Origin of the sequence: Archangium primigenium (assembly GCF_016904885.1) — a bacterium.
In the GTDB taxonomy this organism is placed as follows: domain Bacteria; phylum Myxococcota; class Myxococcia; order Myxococcales; family Myxococcaceae; genus Cystobacter; species Cystobacter primigenius.
In genome coordinates this window covers 4,085,192-4,101,657 of sequence record NZ_JADWYI010000001.1, presented here as the reverse complement: position 1 = coordinate 4,101,657, position 16,466 = coordinate 4,085,192, and the positions used below count along the sequence as shown (strand labels likewise).

At 70.6% G+C, this 16,466-nt stretch carries 17 protein-coding genes; 10 read left to right on the top strand and 7 right to left on the bottom strand.

Annotated features, from left to right (window positions below; all coding sequences use genetic code 11):
• Positions 1 to 245: 245 nt before the first annotated feature.
• The 3 genes from I3V78_RS17070 to I3V78_RS17060 all read right to left on the bottom strand — a co-directional run bounded on the left by I3V78_RS17070 (position 246) and on the right by I3V78_RS17060 (position 2,339).
• A complete protein-coding gene (locus tag I3V78_RS17070) occupies positions 246 to 1,415 on the bottom strand; it encodes a CaiB/BaiF CoA transferase family protein (protein WP_204489379.1) in 1,170 nt (389 codons plus the stop codon).
• 115 nt (positions 1,416 to 1,530) lie between these two features.
• The gene (locus I3V78_RS17065; protein WP_204489376.1) at positions 1,531 to 1,857 is read right to left on the bottom strand and encodes an SCP2 sterol-binding domain-containing protein; all 327 of its coding nucleotides are present in this window, start codon (positions 1,855 to 1,857) and stop codon (positions 1,531 to 1,533) included.
• 95 nt (positions 1,858 to 1,952) lie between these two features.
• On the bottom strand, positions 1,953 to 2,339 hold the full coding sequence (locus I3V78_RS17060) for a response regulator (RefSeq protein ID WP_204496678.1): 387 nt from the start codon (positions 2,337 to 2,339) through the stop codon (positions 1,953 to 1,955).
• Positions 2,340 to 2,523: 184 nt separating this feature from the next.
• Between I3V78_RS17060 and I3V78_RS17055 the strand changes: the two genes are divergently transcribed.
• Positions 2,524 to 3,525, top strand: coding sequence for a sensor histidine kinase (locus I3V78_RS17055; protein WP_338023631.1), 1,002 nt, complete (start codon positions 2,524 to 2,526; stop codon positions 3,523 to 3,525).
• 75 nt (positions 3,526 to 3,600) lie between these two features.
• Positions 3,601 to 3,834: a twin-arginine translocase TatA/TatE family subunit gene (locus tag I3V78_RS17050; protein ID WP_239576464.1), complete on the top strand. Its 234-nt coding sequence runs from the start codon at positions 3,601 to 3,603 to the stop codon at positions 3,832 to 3,834.
• A gap of 99 nt (positions 3,835 to 3,933) precedes the next feature.
• Here the strand turns inward: I3V78_RS17050 and I3V78_RS17045 are convergent, their stop codons facing one another.
• From I3V78_RS17045 to folE, 4 genes are all read right to left on the bottom strand, one after another.
• On the bottom strand, positions 3,934 to 4,683 hold the full coding sequence (locus tag I3V78_RS17045) for a tetratricopeptide repeat protein (RefSeq protein WP_204489373.1): 750 nt from the start codon (positions 4,681 to 4,683) through the stop codon (positions 3,934 to 3,936).
• A gap of 110 nt (positions 4,684 to 4,793) precedes the next feature.
• A complete protein-coding gene (locus I3V78_RS17040; RefSeq protein WP_204489371.1) occupies positions 4,794 to 5,543 on the bottom strand; it encodes a sigma-70 family RNA polymerase sigma factor in 750 nt (249 codons plus the stop codon).
• A 210-nt stretch (positions 5,544 to 5,753) separates the two neighbouring features.
• Positions 5,754 to 7,184, bottom strand: coding sequence for an FAD-binding oxidoreductase (locus I3V78_RS17035; protein WP_204489368.1), 1,431 nt, complete (start codon positions 7,182 to 7,184; stop codon positions 5,754 to 5,756).
• A gap of 46 nt (positions 7,185 to 7,230) precedes the next feature.
• Positions 7,231 to 7,794 carry a GTP cyclohydrolase I gene (gene folE, locus I3V78_RS17030; RefSeq protein ID WP_420840452.1) on the bottom strand — a complete coding sequence of 188 codons (564 nt, stop codon included), beginning with the start codon at positions 7,792 to 7,794 and terminating at the stop codon, positions 7,231 to 7,233.
• A 195-nt stretch (positions 7,795 to 7,989) separates the two neighbouring features.
• On the opposite strand from folE, the gene I3V78_RS17025 reads away from it, so the two are divergent.
• From I3V78_RS17025 to I3V78_RS16990, 8 genes are all read left to right on the top strand, one after another.
• Positions 7,990 to 8,358 carry a hypothetical protein gene (locus I3V78_RS17025; protein WP_204489364.1) on the top strand — a complete coding sequence of 123 codons (369 nt, stop codon included), beginning with the start codon at positions 7,990 to 7,992 and terminating at the stop codon, positions 8,356 to 8,358.
• A gap of 69 nt (positions 8,359 to 8,427) precedes the next feature.
• Positions 8,428 to 9,738: a porin family protein gene (locus I3V78_RS17020; protein ID WP_204489362.1), complete on the top strand. Its 1,311-nt coding sequence runs from the start codon at positions 8,428 to 8,430 to the stop codon at positions 9,736 to 9,738.
• A 30-nt stretch (positions 9,739 to 9,768) separates the two neighbouring features.
• On the top strand, positions 9,769 to 10,692 hold the full coding sequence (locus I3V78_RS17015; protein ID WP_204489360.1) for a metal ABC transporter substrate-binding protein: 924 nt from the start codon (positions 9,769 to 9,771) through the stop codon (positions 10,690 to 10,692).
• A gap of 3 nt (positions 10,693 to 10,695) precedes the next feature.
• Positions 10,696 to 11,496, top strand: coding sequence for a hypothetical protein (locus tag I3V78_RS17010; RefSeq protein ID WP_204489350.1), 801 nt, complete (start codon positions 10,696 to 10,698; stop codon positions 11,494 to 11,496).
• Positions 11,483 to 12,277, top strand: coding sequence for a metal ABC transporter ATP-binding protein (locus I3V78_RS17005; protein WP_338023630.1), 795 nt, complete (start codon positions 11,483 to 11,485; stop codon positions 12,275 to 12,277). Before I3V78_RS17010 ends, I3V78_RS17005 begins: the two co-directional genes overlap by 14 nt.
• Positions 12,274 to 13,146: a metal ABC transporter permease gene (locus tag I3V78_RS17000; protein ID WP_204489347.1), complete on the top strand. Its 873-nt coding sequence runs from the start codon at positions 12,274 to 12,276 to the stop codon at positions 13,144 to 13,146. Before I3V78_RS17005 ends, I3V78_RS17000 begins: the two co-directional genes overlap by 4 nt.
• Positions 13,143 to 15,122, top strand: a complete 1,980-nt coding sequence (locus tag I3V78_RS16995; protein ID WP_204489345.1) for a hypothetical protein — start codon at positions 13,143 to 13,145, stop codon at positions 15,120 to 15,122. The genes I3V78_RS17000 and I3V78_RS16995 overlap by 4 nt, the downstream gene beginning before the upstream one ends.
• Positions 15,119 to 16,453, top strand: a complete 1,335-nt coding sequence (locus I3V78_RS16990) for a hypothetical protein (protein ID WP_204489343.1) — start codon at positions 15,119 to 15,121, stop codon at positions 16,451 to 16,453. The genes I3V78_RS16995 and I3V78_RS16990 overlap by 4 nt, the downstream gene beginning before the upstream one ends.
• The last annotated feature ends 13 nt before the right edge of the window (positions 16,454 to 16,466 follow it).

Below are 16,466 nucleotides of genomic sequence, written 5' to 3'. Positions count from 1 at the left end.
CTTCGCCGGTTTCGCCGCGCTCGCGCTCCGGTCTGGGCAAACCCCTACCCTGGACAGCCCCCCCCGGAAACATCCGCTCTCCTCACCGCGCCGGGCATCCCTGCCTCCGAGGAGAGCGCGCACAAAATCGCACGCCTCGCCCGATGATGGGGAGCGGGTAAAGGCAGACCCCATCTCCAATGGAGACGCCTGGATTTCCGAGCGCGATCCACTCCTGGACTGGGTCAACCAATTGCTGGCATGACCTACTTCACGAGCTTTTCAATCTCTTCATGATTGAAGCCCGCGTCCGCGAGGATGGCGCGCGAGTGCTGACCCAGCGAGGGCGGCGCACGGGGGGGCACCTCGCCCAACCGCAGGGGCGTGCGCAGGTGGGTCGGCCCGTGCCCAGGCGGGGTGTCCTCGGACCGCAGAAAAAGACCGCGTGCGCGCAACTGTGCGTCCGCGAGCACCTCGTCCCCCTCCAGTACGGGCTCGACGCACACGTCCCGGTCCGCGAAGAGGGCCGTCCAGTGCGCGAGCGGCCGCTCGGCGATGAGCCGCGTGAGCTCCGCCTTGACGCGCGCGGCGCCTCCATCAGACGCGTAGGCGTCCTCCATCCATTCCGGATGCCCGAGCGCCTCGCACACCCCGGCGAAGAAGCGCGGCTCCAACGCTCCCACGGCGAGCGCACGACCGTCCTGGGTGCGGTACACGCCGTAGCAGGGCAGGCCCCCGTTGAGCGCCTCCTCGCCGCGGCGCAGCGCCGCCCCCTGCTCCCCCATGAACAGGCGCGCCGCCAGATGCATGTGCAGGAAGGCCGTGGCTCCGTCCGTCATGGAAATATCCACGAAACGGCCCACGCCGGTGCGCTCGCGCTCGTACAGCGCCGCGAGCACGCCGGTGAGGGCGAAGAGGCTGCCGCCGATGTCGCCCATCTGCACGCCGGGGAAGGCGGGCGGGGCGTCCGGCGCGCCGCCGTAGCCGAGCACGCCCGCGCGCGCCACGTAGTTGAGGTCATGCCCCGCGCGCAGGCGGTCCGGGCCCGTCTGGCCGTAGCCGGAGATGGCGCAGTAGATGAGCCGGGGGTTGTGCGCGCGCAGCGCGTCGTAGCCCAGCCCCAGCCGCTCCATGACGCCGGGTCGGAAGGTCTCCACCAGCACGTCGTAACGCGTCACCAGGCGCCGCAGCGCGGCGCGGCCCTCGGGTGACTTGAGGTCGAGCGTGAGGGAGCGCTTGTTGCGGTTGAGCCCATGGTGCAGCGCGCTCTCGCCGTCCCGGAAGGGCGGCATGTGCCGCACGGGATCGCCCCCGTTGGGCTCCTCCACCCGGTCCACCTGGGCGCCGAGGTCGGCGAGCACCAGCGTGGCGTAGGGGCCCGGCAGCAGGCGGGAGAGATCCAGGACCTTGAGTCCGGCGAGCGGCGATGTGTTCATGGCGAGGGGGGCGGTGGGGGTGACCGGACAAAAAAGAAGCGGCGCGGCTCCCAGCGAGGAGCACGCGCCGCCCGTTGGATCGCCGCGCCCGGGGGGACGCGGCGTTCCGTGTACTCTACCCCAGCAGCTTGGCCAGCTTCATGGCCAGGCCCATGTCCATCGGCTTGAACTTGAGCTTGCCCTGCATGGCCGCCATCTGGGCGTTGAGCTGCTTGGAGACGATCTTCACGAAGTCCTCGTTGGACACGGAGACGGTCATCTTCGACGCGCCCGCGTCGCCCTCGGACACCCAGCCCTCGCTCTTGGTGGTGTCCAGCGTCCACTTGCCGCCACCCTCGCCGCTCACGTCGAAGAGGATGACGCTGTTGATCTCCTTGGCCAGCGCGGGGTTGGCCCGGAGACGCTCCGGGATCTGGGTCTCGAGAATGTCCTTGGACGTCATGACGCACTCCGTTGAGGTGGGTTGATTACTGAATCAACGTCGGGGCGGACCGTAATGACGCCGCCCCGGCAGGTCAAGCCCGCACGTGTCGGGGACTAGGCCGGGTGGACGGGCAGCGCGAGCGTGCGGCGCACCATGTCCAAGAGGTCGTTGAGCTCGAAGGGCTTGGCCAGGTGTCCCACCGCGCCGATGTCGTTGGCCTTGCTGCCCACGTTGCGATCCGCGCTCAGGACGATGATGGGGATGTGGGCCACGCGCGGCCGCTGGCGCATGAGCTTGGCGAACTCCCACCCGTCCATGACGGGCATCATCAGATCCAACAGGATGAGCCTGGGCGGGTCCGGCTCCAGCCGCTCCAGCGCTTCCTGACCGTTGCGCGCGCGGCGGATCTCGAAGTTCTCGGCCTCGAGGATCTCCGAAAGGGCCTCGAGGATATCGGGGTCGTCATCGACGACGAGCACCACGGTGCCCTGGGGTGGCATGGGCTGGCTGTTGGCGGAAGACAGATTCTTCTCCATGAAGTAGCGCGCGGACTCGATTTTCCCTCAAGGCGCGTCAAGGTGAGGGAGAAATCCACCCGCCGGGGATGGGGTGTCACTGGCCCGTTGCAAAATCGACAGTGACGACCCACTCTTGCATTGATCCACGGACCAGGAGACGGCAGGCGTGACGGGCGATCTCGACAGACAGCGGCTGGAGGACGACGGCGAGCCCGGCTTCGCCATCCTCTCGCGGCGAGGGGTCTTGCGGGAGCTGGACGATCGGCTGCGGGGCTGGCTGGGGTGCGAGCGGCTGCCCGAGTCGGTGGCGTCGGCATCCGAGTTGCTGGCCGGCGCGGGCTTCCACTCCCACGGGGGCGCGGGCGTCTGGGAGCGGGGCGAGTGGGCCCTGCGCGTGGGCGAGCGGCGGCTGCCGGATGGCGACCTGCTGGTGTGGGCGCGGCCGGTGACGAGTGGCACGTGTGGCCTGCAGCGCCGCATCCGCTACCTGGGGCTGGCGTCGCACGACCTGCGTGGCTCGCTCGCCAACGTGCGCTCCTACGCGGCCTTGCTGCTCAACGGGCGCATCCCCCTGGAGGCCAAGGCCAAGCGGGGCCTGGAGACCATCCTGCGCAACACCGACAAGGCCCTGTCCTTCGCGCAGGACTTCTTCGATGCGAGCCGGGCGGACCTGGGCATGCTCGCGTACGAGCGGGAGCGGCAGGCCCTGGAGCCGCTGCTGGTGACCGCGGTGGAGCGGCACATGGAGCTGGCGGGAGGCGCGAGCGTGGCGCTCGGCCTGGAGCTGCCCGAGCGGCCCCTGCCCGAGGTGGACGTGGACGCGGGTCGGGTGCAGCACGCCGTGGAGGCCTTCCTGCGCCACCACCTCTTGCGCGCGCAGGCCGGCGAGCAGCTGCGCGTGCGGGTGCGTTCCGAGGGCGCGTGGCTGCGCGTGGAGGTGCGCCGCGACGGCGTGCCGCTCACCCCCGAGGAGCTCGCCCTCACCTTCGTGCGCGAGGAGCGCGCCTTCCAGGAGAAGAAGCTCGAGGACTCCCTGCGCATGGCGCTCGCGCGCCAGGAGGTGGAGGTGCTCGGGGGCGCCGTGGACGCGAGCACCGACGCGGGTGGCACCACGCTGTCCCTCACGCTTCCCATCGCGCTTGCTACCTCCACGAGCGTCCAGGTGTAGGTGCCCCTCGACGTGGCGCTGGCGATGGCGGGGCGCTGGGGCTATCCTGGGCCCGTCTTTGCCAAGGAGCCCGTGATGGGTCTGAAGATGTCGGAGATTCTGCTGATCATGGGAGTGCTGCTCCTCCTCTTTGGAGGCTCGCGCCTGCCGCAGCTCGGCTCCTCGCTGGGGAGCGCCATTCGCAACTTCAAGCGCGGCTTCGGGGGCGAGGACGCTCCGGCCGACGACAAGAAGCCGGCGGCGACGCTCGCCCAGGGTGGCACCGTGGACAAGGACGTCGGCGCGCGCACCACCAGCCATCAGGGCTGAAGCCCCGCCGCTCCCCTCCCCGCTTTCGCGTCTTCCCACGCCCGTGCGAGTGCGACCCCGACCCGGGGCCTCTCGCCCGGGCGTCGTCGTTGGGGCGCGCTACTTGAGCTCCGCCTCGATGGTGGGCTTGAGCTTCCGGGCCTCGGCCAGGGCGCGCTGGGCCTCGGGCGGATCGTACGCCGTGCTCCCCGCGAGGGCCTTGTCCACGGCCTCCAGCGCGGCCTTGGCGTCCCCGTCCTTGAGGCGCGTCTCGGCCAGGTACGTCCAGGCGCGCAGGTTGCCCGGGTGCGCCGCGAGCACCTTGTCGTAGAGCTGGGCGGACTTCTTCAGGTCGCGCTTGGGCCAGGGCAGCTCGAAGTAGTAGCGCCCCTTGGCGATGAGCGGCGCGCCGCGCTCGTACTGGGCATCCAGCTTGATCGCCTTGTCCAGGCGCTCGTTGAACTTGCCCTCGAGCCCCTCGCCCAGGGCCTTCATGATGCCCACCGCCTGCGAGTAGGCGCCCACGCCCGCGGCGCCGTAGTAGTGCCCCTCCACGCGCTCGGGGGCCGCCTTGATGGCCTGATCCGCCACGTCCCAGGCCTGCTTGCCGAGGCTCTTCTTGAGCTTGGGATTGTCGCCGGCGCCATCCGCCTGCCACTGCAGTAGCCGCGCCTTGCGCCAGAGCAGCTCGTAGTCCTGGGGCTCGGCGGTCAGGGCCTTCTTGAGCGACTCCTCCTGCTCCTTGACCGCGACGGCGTCATCGCGCCGCTTGTACTGGGCATCCAGCACGGACAGCTCTTCGGGGGTCGCGGCCAGGGACGGCGAGGCCATCATCAGGGCGAGGACGGACAGCAGACGCGGAGAGGGCATGCGCCGGGTGTTAGCACGCCCCTCCGGCAAAAACGAAGGCGGTGCCCCAGGCACCCGTGAGCCTGGAGACACCGCCCGAAGCGCGGCACGTCATGGGAGCGGTCCTCCCGTTATGCGGCGTCCACCGAGGAAGGCCCCATGCCCTCTTCGTCCTGGTTGAAAGCCGCCAGGTAGCGCTCGAGGAAGTTCTTCGTCTTGAGCTCCACCTGCCGCACGCGCTCGCGCGACACGCCCCAGCGCTGCCCCAGCTCTTCCAGGGTGCGCGGCTTCTCCTGGGTGAGGCGCTCCTGGAGGATGTCCCAGCCCAGGTCGCCAATGCGCTTGCGCACCTTGGCCAGCGCCTCCTGCACCTCGCCGTCCTGCTCGCGCGACAGGAAGATGGCCTGGGGCGAGGGCCCCGAGTCCTCCAGCCGGTCGAGGAACGTCGTCTCGCCGTCCTCGTCGATGCTCGCGTCGAGCGAGAAGTCCGTCATGCTGCCGCGCTCGGACTCGCCGCCGCGCACCTGGCTGCGGTTGTCCTTGAGGTAGCGCGTGATGTAGGCGCGAATCCACCACACCGCATAGGTGGCGAAGCGCACGTTCTTCTTCGGGTCGAAGTGCTCGATGGCCTTCATCAGGCCCACGTTGCCCTCCTGGATGAGGTCATCCAGCCGGGCGCCGCGGTTGGCGAACTTCTTGGCCACCGCCACCACGAACGCCAGATTGGACGAGGCCAGCAACTGCCGCGCCGCCTCGTCACCCTTGCGGGCCCGGCCCGCCAGCTCGTACTCCTGCTCCCGGGTCAGCTGCGAATGATCCCCGAGGTGGCGCAGGTAGTGGGAAAGACCCTCGGCTCCGTACTTCATCGTCCTGGTCGCCATGTTCTCGCGTCCTCCGTAGTCGTTCGAATCGGACGCGCTCGCCCCCTTTTCCGCGTCCACACACAAATAGGACGCACCGGGGCCTAAATGGTTTCTCGGCCGCACACGGGAAAGGAGGCGAGGGGTATTCGTCTGGCTTAAGCTGTCTACAAGCCGTCCGCACCTGCTCCCCCAGGGGCGACCTCGAGCGAGCGCGCGTGCCCACAAGGGCTAGGAACGCACGGGCACGGGAAAGATCTTCTCCGGGTTGAGCAATCCCTTGGGGTCGAAAAAGAGTTTCAGGTTGCGCTGGAACTCCAGCAGTCCCGGGGATTGCTCCAGTGACAGGTATTCCCGTTTGGCATGCCCGACGCCATGCTCGCCGGTGATGGTGCCGCCCAAGGAGACGGTGATCTCCAGCATTCTCCGGATGCCTTGCTCCACGAGCGCCCGTTGGTGCGGCCCCTCGTACAGCAGGTTGGCGTGCAGGTTGCCGTCCCCCGCGTGACCATACGTGGCCACGAGCAGGCCCAGCTCGGTCCCCATGTCCTTGAGGGCGCGGATGACCTCGGGGATGCGCGAGCGCGGCACGGCGATGTCCTCGGAGATTTTATGGGGCCGCAGCGCGCGCAGCGCGGGGGACACCTGGCGGCGCACGGCCCAGAGCTTCTCGCGCTGGGAGGCGTCCTGGGCCACCAGCACCTCGCTCGCGCCGTGGCGCTCGCACACCTCGCCCAGGTGCACGAGCTCCGCGAACACCCCCTCCTCGCCGTGCCCGTCCACCTCGAGGATGACGGCCGAGCCCGCGCCCGGGGGGAAGGGAAAGCCCCGGTCGCGCACCGCCAGGAGGGCCGTGTCGTCGATGAGCTCCAACGTGCGCGGCACGCTGCCGGAGGCCAGCACCGCGGTGATGGCGTGCGCGGCGGTGTGCACCGAGTCGAACACCGCCAGGGCCGTCTTCACGTGGCGCGGCAGGGGCAAGAGCTGCACGGTGATTTCCGTGGCCACGCCCAGCGTGCCCTCCGAGCCCACGAACAGACCCACCAGATCGTAGCCCGCCACGCCCTTGAGCGTGCGCCGCCCCACGCGCAGCACCTCACCCGAGGGCAGCACCCACTCCAGGCCGATGACGTAGTCGCGGGTGACGCCGTACTTGAGCGCCCGGGGGCCGCCGGCGTTCTCCGCCACGTTGCCCCCCATGGTGCAGAGATCCCACGAGTTGGGATCCGGCGGGTAGAAGAGGCCCTGGGCCTCCACCGCGCGCATCAGGTCCCCCGTGATGACGCCGGGCTGGAGCACCGCCGTGAGGTCCTCCGCCGAGACGGAGAGGATGCGGTTCATCCGCTCCAGGCTCACCGACACGCCACCGCGCAGGGGCAAGGAGCCCCCGCTCTTGCCGCTGCGCGCGCCGCACGGCGTGAAGGGCACCCCGAGCGCCTGACACACGCGGAAGACGGCGGACACCTGGGCGGTGTCCTCGGGGAAGACCACCACGTCGGGCGGGTACACGCCCGAGTCGGACTCGTCCCGGGCGTAGCGCTCGAGCGTGGCCTCGTCGCGGCGCACCTGCCCGGCGGAGAGCACCTCCAACAGGGCCGCGTGCGCGCGCTCCACGAGGGCACGATCGGGTCGGGGAAAGGTCCGCTCGGCGGGCAGGCTCATTGGATGGACTCCACGGCGGAGGAGATAACGGGCACGGGCCCGGACTTCAGCGGCGCGCGAGCGTGAGTCGCGCCCACAGCTCACGACGCAGGGCGCCATCGCCGCGCAACAGGCCCTCGTAGGCCTCCGAGTGCGTGACGGCGTCGCGCTGCCGCGGGCCCCGGAGGCGCAGGCACGCCTGCTCCGCCTCGATGATGCAGGCGGTGGCGGGGCTGTCGAGCACCCGGGCCAGGGACTGGGCCACCTCGCGCGCCAGGTCCTCCTGGAGGATGAGCCGGTGGGCGAAGCAGTCCACGAGCTCGCCGAGCCGACCAAAGCCCGTCACCTGCTTCGACGGCACGTAGGCCACGTGGGCCCGGCCCGCGACGGGCAACAGGTGGTGCGGGCACATGGAGTGGAAGCGCAGGTCGGTCACCACCACCAGCTCCCCCACCGAGTCGCGCGGGGCCGGGAACAGCTCACCGAGCGCCTCCTCGGGCGTCCGGCCGTAGCCGTCCAGGAACTCCTCCGTCCAGGCCTCGGCGACCCGCTCCGGGGTCTGCGCGAGGTTGGGGTCGCCCTCGGTCCGCAGGCCCGCCGCGTCGAGGAAGGCCTGGATGGCGGCGGCCATGGCGGCCCGATCGGGTGTCGCTCGGCGATGTTCCATGGAGGCGCAACCTACAGCGAAGCCCCCGCCGGGTCTCCAGGAAGACGTGGGGGACGGATGGCTTGACACCCCCCGGAGGCGTCAGTAGAGCCATCCCACCGTCCCTCATCGATGCGCTCCCGAGCCCACATCGCAGGCCCTCTCCTCGCGCCGCTCCTGGTGGCGCTGTGGCTGGCCCAGTCGCTGGCGGTGCTCGGTCATGGGCGGGAGCACGGCCACCGCTACTGCCCGGCCCACTCCGCGTTCGAGGAAGCGCCGGCCGCCTCGGGCGTCATGCGCGGCGAGCCGCTCGCCGAGGGCCCGGCGGTGGAGCAGCCCACGGAGCTGGCGTCGGACGCGGGCCACCAGGTGTGCCCGTGTCTGTCCTTCAACGAGCGCAAGGGCGTGCTCGCGAGCACCCCCGGAGGCCTGTCCGTGCCCGCCGTGGGGCCTCGGGACGCGCCGCCTCCGCCCGCGCCAGGCCCCGCCCATTCCTCGCTGGCCATCCTCGATCTCGCCCCCAAGGCCTCCCCGCCCGCGCGCGTCTGACGCCGTGGCAGTGGAGTCGTCGGGTCGACGTCCGCCTTCGCGCGGGACGTGTCGTTCGAGGAGTGTTCCGTGTTCCTGTCTTCATGCCGGCTCGCCGGCATCACCGTCTGTCTCGCCTTTCTTCCGCCCGGGTCCACCTGGGCCCAGTCCGCGCCGGAGCCGGCGCCCTCCCCGCCCCCCGCGGACGTCTCCGCCGAGGACCTGGCGGACATCGAGAAGGCCCTCGGTCAGGAGGCCGCCGAGGCCGCCCGGACCTCGGGCACCACCCCGCCGCCGCCCTCCGCCTCGCCCACCAGCTCCAGTGGCATCCTGCTGAGCCCCTCGAACATCAACTTCCGGGGCCTGGAGCTGTCCTTCATCCTCGACGCCGCCGCGGCCGCCTTCACCGCGGAGAAGCCCTTGCAGTCGGGCGGGCACGACCCCACCGCCAACGGCTTCAACCTGCAGCAGTTGGAGCTGTCGGTGCACACGGCGGTGGACCCCTACTTCCAGTTCACCGGCAACATCGTGTTCAGCCAGTTCGGCGTCGAGGTGGAGGAGGCCTACGCCTCCACCAGCGCGCTGCCCGGGAGCCTGCAGCTGCGCGCCGGGCAGTTCCTCACGCGCTTTGGTCGGCTCAACCCCACGCACCCGCACAGCTGGGACTTCGTGGATCAGCCCTTCGCGCTCGGCCGGATGTTCGGCGGCGAGGGCAACCGCGGCCTGGGCGTGGAGGGCTCCTGGCTCACGCCCCTGCCCTGGTACGTGGAGGTCATCGGCTCCGTCACCGACGCGAGCGGCGAGAGCACCGCGCGCAGCTTCCTCGGCTCGGGGGGCGGGGGCGTCTCCTCTCCGCTCGACTTCCAGTTCACCGGCGCCGTGAAGCAGTTCTTCCCGCTGTCGGACGACCTGTCGCTCATCTGGGGCCTGTCCGCGGCCGATGGCCCCACGCCCTCGGGCTACCGCAACCGCGCCGACGTGTTCGGCACGGACGTCTACCTCAAGTACCGGCCCTTGTCGGGCGGCAGCACCACCATCGTGACGCTGCAGGGCGAGCTGTTCTACCGGCGCCGGCAGGTGCCCCAGGACGTGCTCTCGGACGTCAACGGCTATGCCCAGGCGCTCTGGCGCTTCTCCCAGCGCTGGGCCCTGGCGGCGCGCTATGAATTCGGAAGCCCCGCGCGCGGCCTTGGCGGCGCGGTGGCGGACGATCCGCTGGATCCCGAGTGGACCGACTCGCGCGAGCGCCTCTCCGCCAACGTCACCTTCTGGCCCACCGAGTTCTCCCGCCTGCGCCTGCAGGCCGCCACCGACAACGCCCGCTGGCGCGAGCAGCGCGACTCCTCGGTCTTCCTCGCCCTCGAGGTGGTGATGGGTGCCCACGGCGCCCACGCCTTCTAGTCCCTTCCCTCTTTTTGTCTCGGAGTTCCCATGAACCCGCTTCGTTCGCTCGCGGCCCTGAGCGCCGCCCTCTGCGTCCTGCTGTCCCTTCCCGCCCGCGCCGACCTGAGGGTGGTGGCGACCCTGCCGGACCTGGCCGCCCTGGCCAAGGCGGTGGGGGGCGACCACGTCCAGGTCACCGCGCTCGCCCTGTCCACGCAGGACCCGCACTTCGTGGACGCCAAGCCCAACCTGGCGCTCGAGCTCAACCGCGCCGACATGCTGCTCGCCATCGGCTTGGAGCTGGAGGTGGGCTGGCTGCCCACGCTCCAGAACGGCGCGCGCAACCCGCGCATCCTCATCAATGGCGCGGGCTACCTGGACGTGTCCCAGTTCGTGCAGAAGCTCGAGGTGCCCGCGGTGCCCATGGATCGCAGCAACGGGGACGTGCACCCGGGCGGCAATCCGCACTTCCTCTATGATCCCCGCGCCGGGCTGGCGGTGGCCAAGGGCATCGCGGACCGGATGATCACCCTGGACGCGAAGAACGCGGACGCCTACCGCGCCAACCTGGCCCGCTTCACCGACGAGATGCAGAAGGCCATGGGGGGCTGGCAGAAGCGCCTGGAGGGCCTCAAGGGCCAGCCGGTGATCGCCTACCACCGCACGACGGCGTACCTGTCCAACTGGCTGGGCTTCGAGGTGTTCGCCTACCTGGAGCCCAAGCCGGGCATCCCGCCCACGCCCGCGCATGTGGTGGAGGTGCTCGCCCAGGGGCGCCAGCGCAAGGCGCGCCTGCTGCTGCAGGAGGAGTACTACCCGTCCACCACCTCCAAGCTCGTGTCGCAGAAGATTCCCACGCCCCTGGTGCTCATGCCGGGAGGCACCAACTTCCGCGCGGGCGAGACGTACCTCCAGCACATCGAGGACGTGGTGAAGCGGCTGGAGAAGGGCCTGCAGGGAAAGGGGACCTGAGGCATGCGCGCGCGCCTTCTCTTCATGCTGGGGGGCCTGACGCTCGCCGGGTGCGCCTGGGAGCCCGGCCAGGGCTTCGCGGTGGTGGAGCCCACCGTGCGCGCCACGTATGAGCCCGTGGCGGGCCGGGACGCGGGTGACGGCTACCAGCGCCTGAGCTCGGACTACCAGGTGCGCCTGGACGAGGCCTCGCTGACCCTGACCGGCATCGAGCTCATCAGCGCGGGCAGTGGTGGGGCCTCGTTCGATCCCGCCCATCCGCCCCCGGGCTACACCCTGTGCCACGGCGGCCACTGCCACCGGAACGATGGCGCGCTCGTGCCCTACGAGCAGGTGGCGGCGGAGGCCGGCGGCGGCACGGCGGCCAGCGCCGTGGTGACGCTCCTGTCCAGCGCGCCGTGGAACCTGCTCGCGCCCGAGACCCGCGCCGTCGGATGCACGCCCGGCTGCGCCCTGCCCGAGACCCAGGTGGCCCAGGGGCGCTGGAGCCTCCAGGCCCTGCGGCTCACGGGCACGGTGCGCGATGGCCGGGTGCCCGCGCGTTTCTCCGGCGAGCGCCGCTTCGAGATCGATCGGACCGCGACCGGGGAGACGCCGGTGGCGGTGCTCGGGGGCGCGGTGGATCTGCCGTCGGACCGCAAGACGCCGCCCCTGGCGAAGCTGGACCTGACCCTGGCGCTGACCCCGGCGCTGTTCGACGCCGTGGACTTCGACAAGCCCCTGGGCGACGCGGAGGTCTCGGCGCTGCTGGAGCGGCTGGCGAAGGTGGCCCCCCGGGCGGAGGTCACCCGTGGAGACCCCTGAGCCCCGGACCGCCTCGCACGCCCACTCGGATGATCTGCTCCTGTGCTGCGAGGAGCTGCGCATCGGCTATCAGGGCAAGCCCATGCTCCCGCCCATCAACCTCCAGGTCCACCGAGGCACTTTCCTGGCCGTCATCGGGCGCAACGGCTCGGGCAAGAGCACGTACTTCAAGACGCTGCTCGGCCTGCTCAGCCCGGTGTCCGGACGCGTCTTCCGCTCCAGTCCCCAGGTGCGCAGCGCCTACGTGCCCCAGAGCACGGGCATCGACGCGCTCCTGCCCGTGCGCGCCAAGGAGCTGGTGCGCTGGGGGCGGCTGTCGGGGTGGAACTTCCTCAAGCCCTTCTCCTCGCGCGAGGACCGGAGCGCGGTGAGCGCGGCCATCGAGACCGCCGGCGCGGGCCCCATCGCCCAGATGCCCTACCGCGAGCTGTCCGAGGGCCAGAAGCAGCGGGCCCTGCTCGCGCGGGTGCTCGCCACCGAGGCGGACCTGGTGCTGCTCGACGAGCCCACCGCCGCCATGGACGCCGTGGCCGAGCGCGAGACGATGAAGCGGCTGGCGCAGCTCGCGCACGAGCGGCGGCTCGCGGTGGTGGTGGTGAGCCATGACCTGCGCGTGGCCGCCGAGTTCGCCGACCAGTTGCTCTTCGTGGACCGGGAGACGTCCTCCGTGGTGCTGGGAGACGCGAACACGGTCTTCTGCCACCCCGCCTTCCGGCACCAGTACGGCGACGACTACTGCCCGCGCCATCCGCCGTCCCCGCACGACAGGACCGCCCCGTGAATCCGCACGTCGAGACGCCTACCTGGGCCCAGTTCTGGGACGCCTACGAGCTGTTCGAGGATCCCATCCTGTGCGCCCTCATCGCCGGGGGCGTGTTGGGCTTCCTGGGCGTGTACGTGGTCCTGCGGCGCATGGTGTTCGTGAGCGCGGCGGTGACGCAGTCCGCGGGGCTCGGGGTGGCGCTGGCCTTCTTCGCGGAGATCCACCTGGGGATGCACGTGGACCCGACCCTGGGCGCGGTGGTGCTGGCGCTCGGGGCCACGCTGGTGCTGATGTTGGATCCGGCGCGGCTGCGGCTCACGCGTGAGAGCGTGCTGGGCCTGGCTTATGCGCTCACGGGCGGCGCGGCCATCCTCGTGGGCGACCGCATCTCGCAGGAGGCCCATGACATCCAGGGCATCCTCTTCGGCACGGCGGTGCTGGTGGAGCGGCCCCAACTGCTCGCCGTGATGTGGGCGGGCGGGCTCATCCTCGTCATCCACCTGTGGTGGTTCCGAGGCCTCACCTTCGCGAGCTTCGATCGCACCGGGGCGCACGTGCAGGGGCTGCCCGTGCGGATGCTCGACGGCGTGCTGATGATCTCCATCGGGCTGATGGTGGGCGTGTCGGCGCGGGCGCTGGGCGCCCTGCCGGTGTTCGCCTTCTCCATCCTCTCGGCCATCGCCGCGCTGATGCTGGACCTGCGCCTGCCGTGGACCTTCTTCCTGTCCACGCTCGCCGGAGCGGCGGCCGGCGTGGGCGGCTACCTCGTCGCCTACTTCTACAACTTCCCCGTGGGTGGCTCGCAGACGGTGCTCGCGAGCGCGTTGGTGGTGCTGGCGCTCGCGGTCCGCACGGTGAAGCAGGCCCTCACCCACGGCCGGGCGTGAGCCAACCGGGTCACGGACTGGCGCTCCTGGCCCTGGTCGTGCTGGGCCTGGGTTGCGCCACGGGACCCGTACGGGGGGTCCCACGCCTGGGCGCCATGGCGGCACCCGCGGCCGCGCTGTCTCCCCGGGAGGACGTCCGGCGTGACGAGGTCCGGGCGGATCCGGGCTGGCCTGACCTGTCCGCCGATGCCGAGGCGCTCCTGGCGCCGTTCCTGGCGTGTGCCTCGCCCGCCGATTACGTGGCGCTCCAGCGGCGGGTGGACATGCCCCGGGTGGTGGAGGCTCTGGATGACTGGAGCGCCGTGCGATTGGGGGCCTTGGGACCCATGCGCGCGGACGCAGCCGCAATCCTCCAGCGCAAACGCGCCGCGTTTCTCGTCACCACCACCGAGCGTTATGGCGTCCCGCACGCCGAGGTGTTCGCGCTCTTCGTGTTGCACACGGCGCATGACGATGAAGTGGATGCGGTGTTGCGACTGCTCGCTCGGGACAAGCGGTTGGGACAAACGCTGGCGCTCATGCCCACCGTCCTCGCGCAGTTGGAGGCGAGAGGCCTGCCGCTCTCGGCCTACCCCGAGCGTGGAGAGCAGGCCTCGGACGTGCCGCGGGGTCTGGGCAGGGCCGTCCGGGACCTCGTGCGCACCAGTCCCCTGAGCGATGGCGGCCGTTACGCCGAGTTGTCCGCTCGGTGGGCCCTTCTGCCTGCGCCCTACCAGCACGCCGCGAGCGAGGTGGAACGAGCCCTGGCGAGGCGGCACTTCGCGCCAGGCAGCATCGCGACGGGAGGCTTCGACGCGATGACATTCGGCGTGCCGCTGGGCTTCTACTACCTGGTGGCCAGCACGGGACACGGCGTCAGCGCCCTCGCTCGAGGCCAGTACGAACGGGCCACGCAGGAACTGGCGCCCGCGGCCCTGATGGTGGGCCTGTACGCGAGCGGTCGCGGCATGCGTGCTCCACGGCTGGAAGCACTCCAGGAACTGGGACGCCAGTGGGAAGCCCGCTGGGGCGTGGAGGGCATGCGGGAGCTCTTCGGGAATATCCGCGCCCGGAGAGAAGCGGGTTTCTTCGTGGCCGAGGGCGGCATGGACGCGGCGCTCGCCCTGCACGAAACCCGAGGCGATGTGGCCAGGGCCCAGGCGTGGATGACCCAGGGGAAATCCCCACGCGCGGGTCCCTCCTCGGTGAAGAGTGGACGGGCCGCCCTGGTGGACGAAGGCGCGGGTCTCACACGCGAGGTGGTGGAAGCACGCCTGGCCCTGGTGGAGCGGGAAGCCACGGGGCCGCGTCTTCCCAGGGACGTCTCCCTGTTGGAGCGGCAGCAGTCCGCCCTGAAGGCGCCGCCCCCTGAAGCCCAGGGCAACCCTCGATGGATCGAGTACGTCGCCTACCGGGAGCAGCGCCTCGGAGATCTCCGGCGGGGCACGGCCGCCGAGGGACCACTGCTCTGGGACGCCTACGAGGCGATGCGGGGAGGGTTCGCCCGAGGCCTCGCCTTCGAGCGTCATATGGTGGAGCAACTGCGAGCCGACGCGGCCCTGCCCCGGGCCTCGCGTCGCTTCCTCGAGAACTTCGAGCGCCCACGCGTCGAAAGGTTCGTGGGTGTATGGAAGCCAGGGAGCGGTTTGCGGTTCGTGGACGTGCTCGTCATCGAGGAACACCCAGGCGCTGGTTCTCCGCCGCGCGTGGAGACGTTCAGCTTCAAGAGCCGCGACCTCTCGGATCTGAAGTACGAAGCCCTGCAGTCCCAGTTCACCGCTGACGCCAGAGAGGCGCTGCGCAAATATGGCGAGACGCTGGACATCCGCCGAGAATCGATTCAGTCCCTTCTCCACCATGAGCGAGAGGTTCCCGTCATCAGGATCCGCCTCATCTACGAGGGCGGTCGTCTCATGCCCGACCGCCTGGACCCGGTGAGGGCCGCCCTGCGAGATGCGGAGCGAGAGGTCAAGGGCGTGGAGGTGTCCGTCCAATGAAGGAACTGGAACTCTCTCGGCGGGAAGACAGCCTGGTCCTGGTTTTCGACGGCGCCTTCGACCCGCGGGCCGCGTGGGAGCACGAGCTGACGCCTCTGGTTCAATTCCTCGAGGAGTACGCGGGCGAGTGGATGCCGGAGCTCGTGAGTGGCAAGCGACGACGTCGCTACTCCCGCGCCGCCATCCGGAAGTGCTGGGAGGAGAAACGCGGTGAGAGGACCGCGTCCCTCTTCTTCTACCGAACGAAGCTCCCGGCCCTTGAAATGGGGACCAGCCTCACCTTTCCGCCACTCGCTCCCGAGCTGAACATCCTGCTCGAAATCCAGCCCCTCTCCCTGTTCGCGGACGAGGCACGCTGTCAGCGGTTCACGGAGTTGGTGCGCGCATGGGCGTCGCGCTACCCGGGCACCCATGCCGCGGCGCACAGTCTCGCGGACAGGGCCCTGGCGGGTGCGCCCTCGTTCGGCCGGGACGAAAGGCGCTCGCGCCAGGATGGGTTCGATCAGATCTACGAGGTGTCCTGGCTGAACGTCTTCGGTCCAAGACTGGTGGAGACCGTGGGTCGCGACCGCATGCTCTCCACACCCGCCCATCGGGTGGAGTCCTTGCCCGATGGCTCCGTCCTCCTGGTGACGTGGCCCACCCTGGCGGACTTCGCCAGCGCCCCCGCACGCGAGGCCCAGGCGCGCGCCCACGCCCACCTGCGACCGGACCTCGACCTGACCACCGTGCGGCGCACCCTGCACGCGCGCAGCGCGGCCCTCGCCCCCGTGGAGCCACGCTTTCCCTCGGACGTGGCGCCCCTGCTCGCCCGCGTGGTGGACCGTGCCGCGCTCCACGAACGTCAACGCCAGATCGCCGACTTCAACGACTGGAGCCCCCCCGCGCCAGAGGAGTGGCGCCCCGCCAGCGCCGCCCTTCCCTCGGACGTGGAGGACGAGGAACAGGCCCGTGCGCACTACCGCACCCTCGCCGAGCATCTCGTCGCGCTGTTTCACACGAAAGTGCCCTCGGTCCTCGAGGCGACGCCCGAATCGCTCACGGACGTGGACTTCCAGTTCTGGCGGGAGGAGTTCCCTCGGGTGTTCCAGCGCGAGCACATCGAGGCGCACGCGGTGCCCGCCGTGGGCGCCTACCTGGGACAGGTGCTGGTGCACCACCTGGGCGGCCAATGGATTCCCCGCCGACGCATGGAAGAAGCCCAGGTGCTCGTGGGTGAACGTGTCTGGTTCCCTTTCGCACGGGCAGCGCACTACCTGGGCTCGTGCCAGTCGCTGCTGGACTTCTCCCTCACCCAACTCTTCCAGGTCGCCGCGCGGCATCGCCGCTGAACCTCACGGCGTG

What these genes read in the sequence shown, in the direction of transcription:
- I3V78_RS17070 (WP_204489379.1), bottom strand. Translation starts at nt 1,415, where the DNA reads ATGAACACATCGCCGCTCGCCGGACTCAAGGTCCTGGATCTCTCCCGC.
- I3V78_RS17065 (WP_204489376.1), bottom strand. Translation starts at nt 1,857, where the DNA reads ATGACGTCCAAGGACATTCTCGAGACCCAGATCCCGGAGCGTCTCCGG.
- I3V78_RS17060 (WP_204496678.1), bottom strand. Translation starts at nt 2,339, where the DNA reads ATGCCACCCCAGGGCACCGTGGTGCTCGTCGTCGATGACGACCCCGAT.
- I3V78_RS17050 (WP_239576464.1), top strand. Translation starts at nt 3,601, where the DNA reads ATGGGTCTGAAGATGTCGGAGATTCTGCTGATCATGGGAGTGCTGCTC.
- I3V78_RS17045 (WP_204489373.1), bottom strand. Translation starts at nt 4,683, where the DNA reads ATGCCCTCTCCGCGTCTGCTGTCCGTCCTCGCCCTGATGATGGCCTCG.
- I3V78_RS17040 (WP_204489371.1), bottom strand. Translation starts at nt 5,543, where the DNA reads ATGGCGACCAGGACGATGAAGTACGGAGCCGAGGGTCTTTCCCACTAC.
- I3V78_RS17035 (WP_204489368.1), bottom strand. Translation starts at nt 7,184, where the DNA reads ATGAGCCTGCCCGCCGAGCGGACCTTTCCCCGACCCGATCGTGCCCTC.
- folE (WP_420840452.1), bottom strand. Translation starts at nt 7,794, where the DNA reads ATGGCCGCCGCCATCCAGGCCTTCCTCGACGCGGCGGGCCTGCGGACC.
- I3V78_RS17015 (WP_204489360.1), top strand. Translation starts at nt 9,769, where the DNA reads ATGAACCCGCTTCGTTCGCTCGCGGCCCTGAGCGCCGCCCTCTGCGTC.
- I3V78_RS17010 (WP_204489350.1), top strand. Translation starts at nt 10,696, where the DNA reads ATGCGCGCGCGCCTTCTCTTCATGCTGGGGGGCCTGACGCTCGCCGGG.
- I3V78_RS16990 (WP_204489343.1), top strand. Translation starts at nt 15,119, where the DNA reads ATGAAGGAACTGGAACTCTCTCGGCGGGAAGACAGCCTGGTCCTGGTT.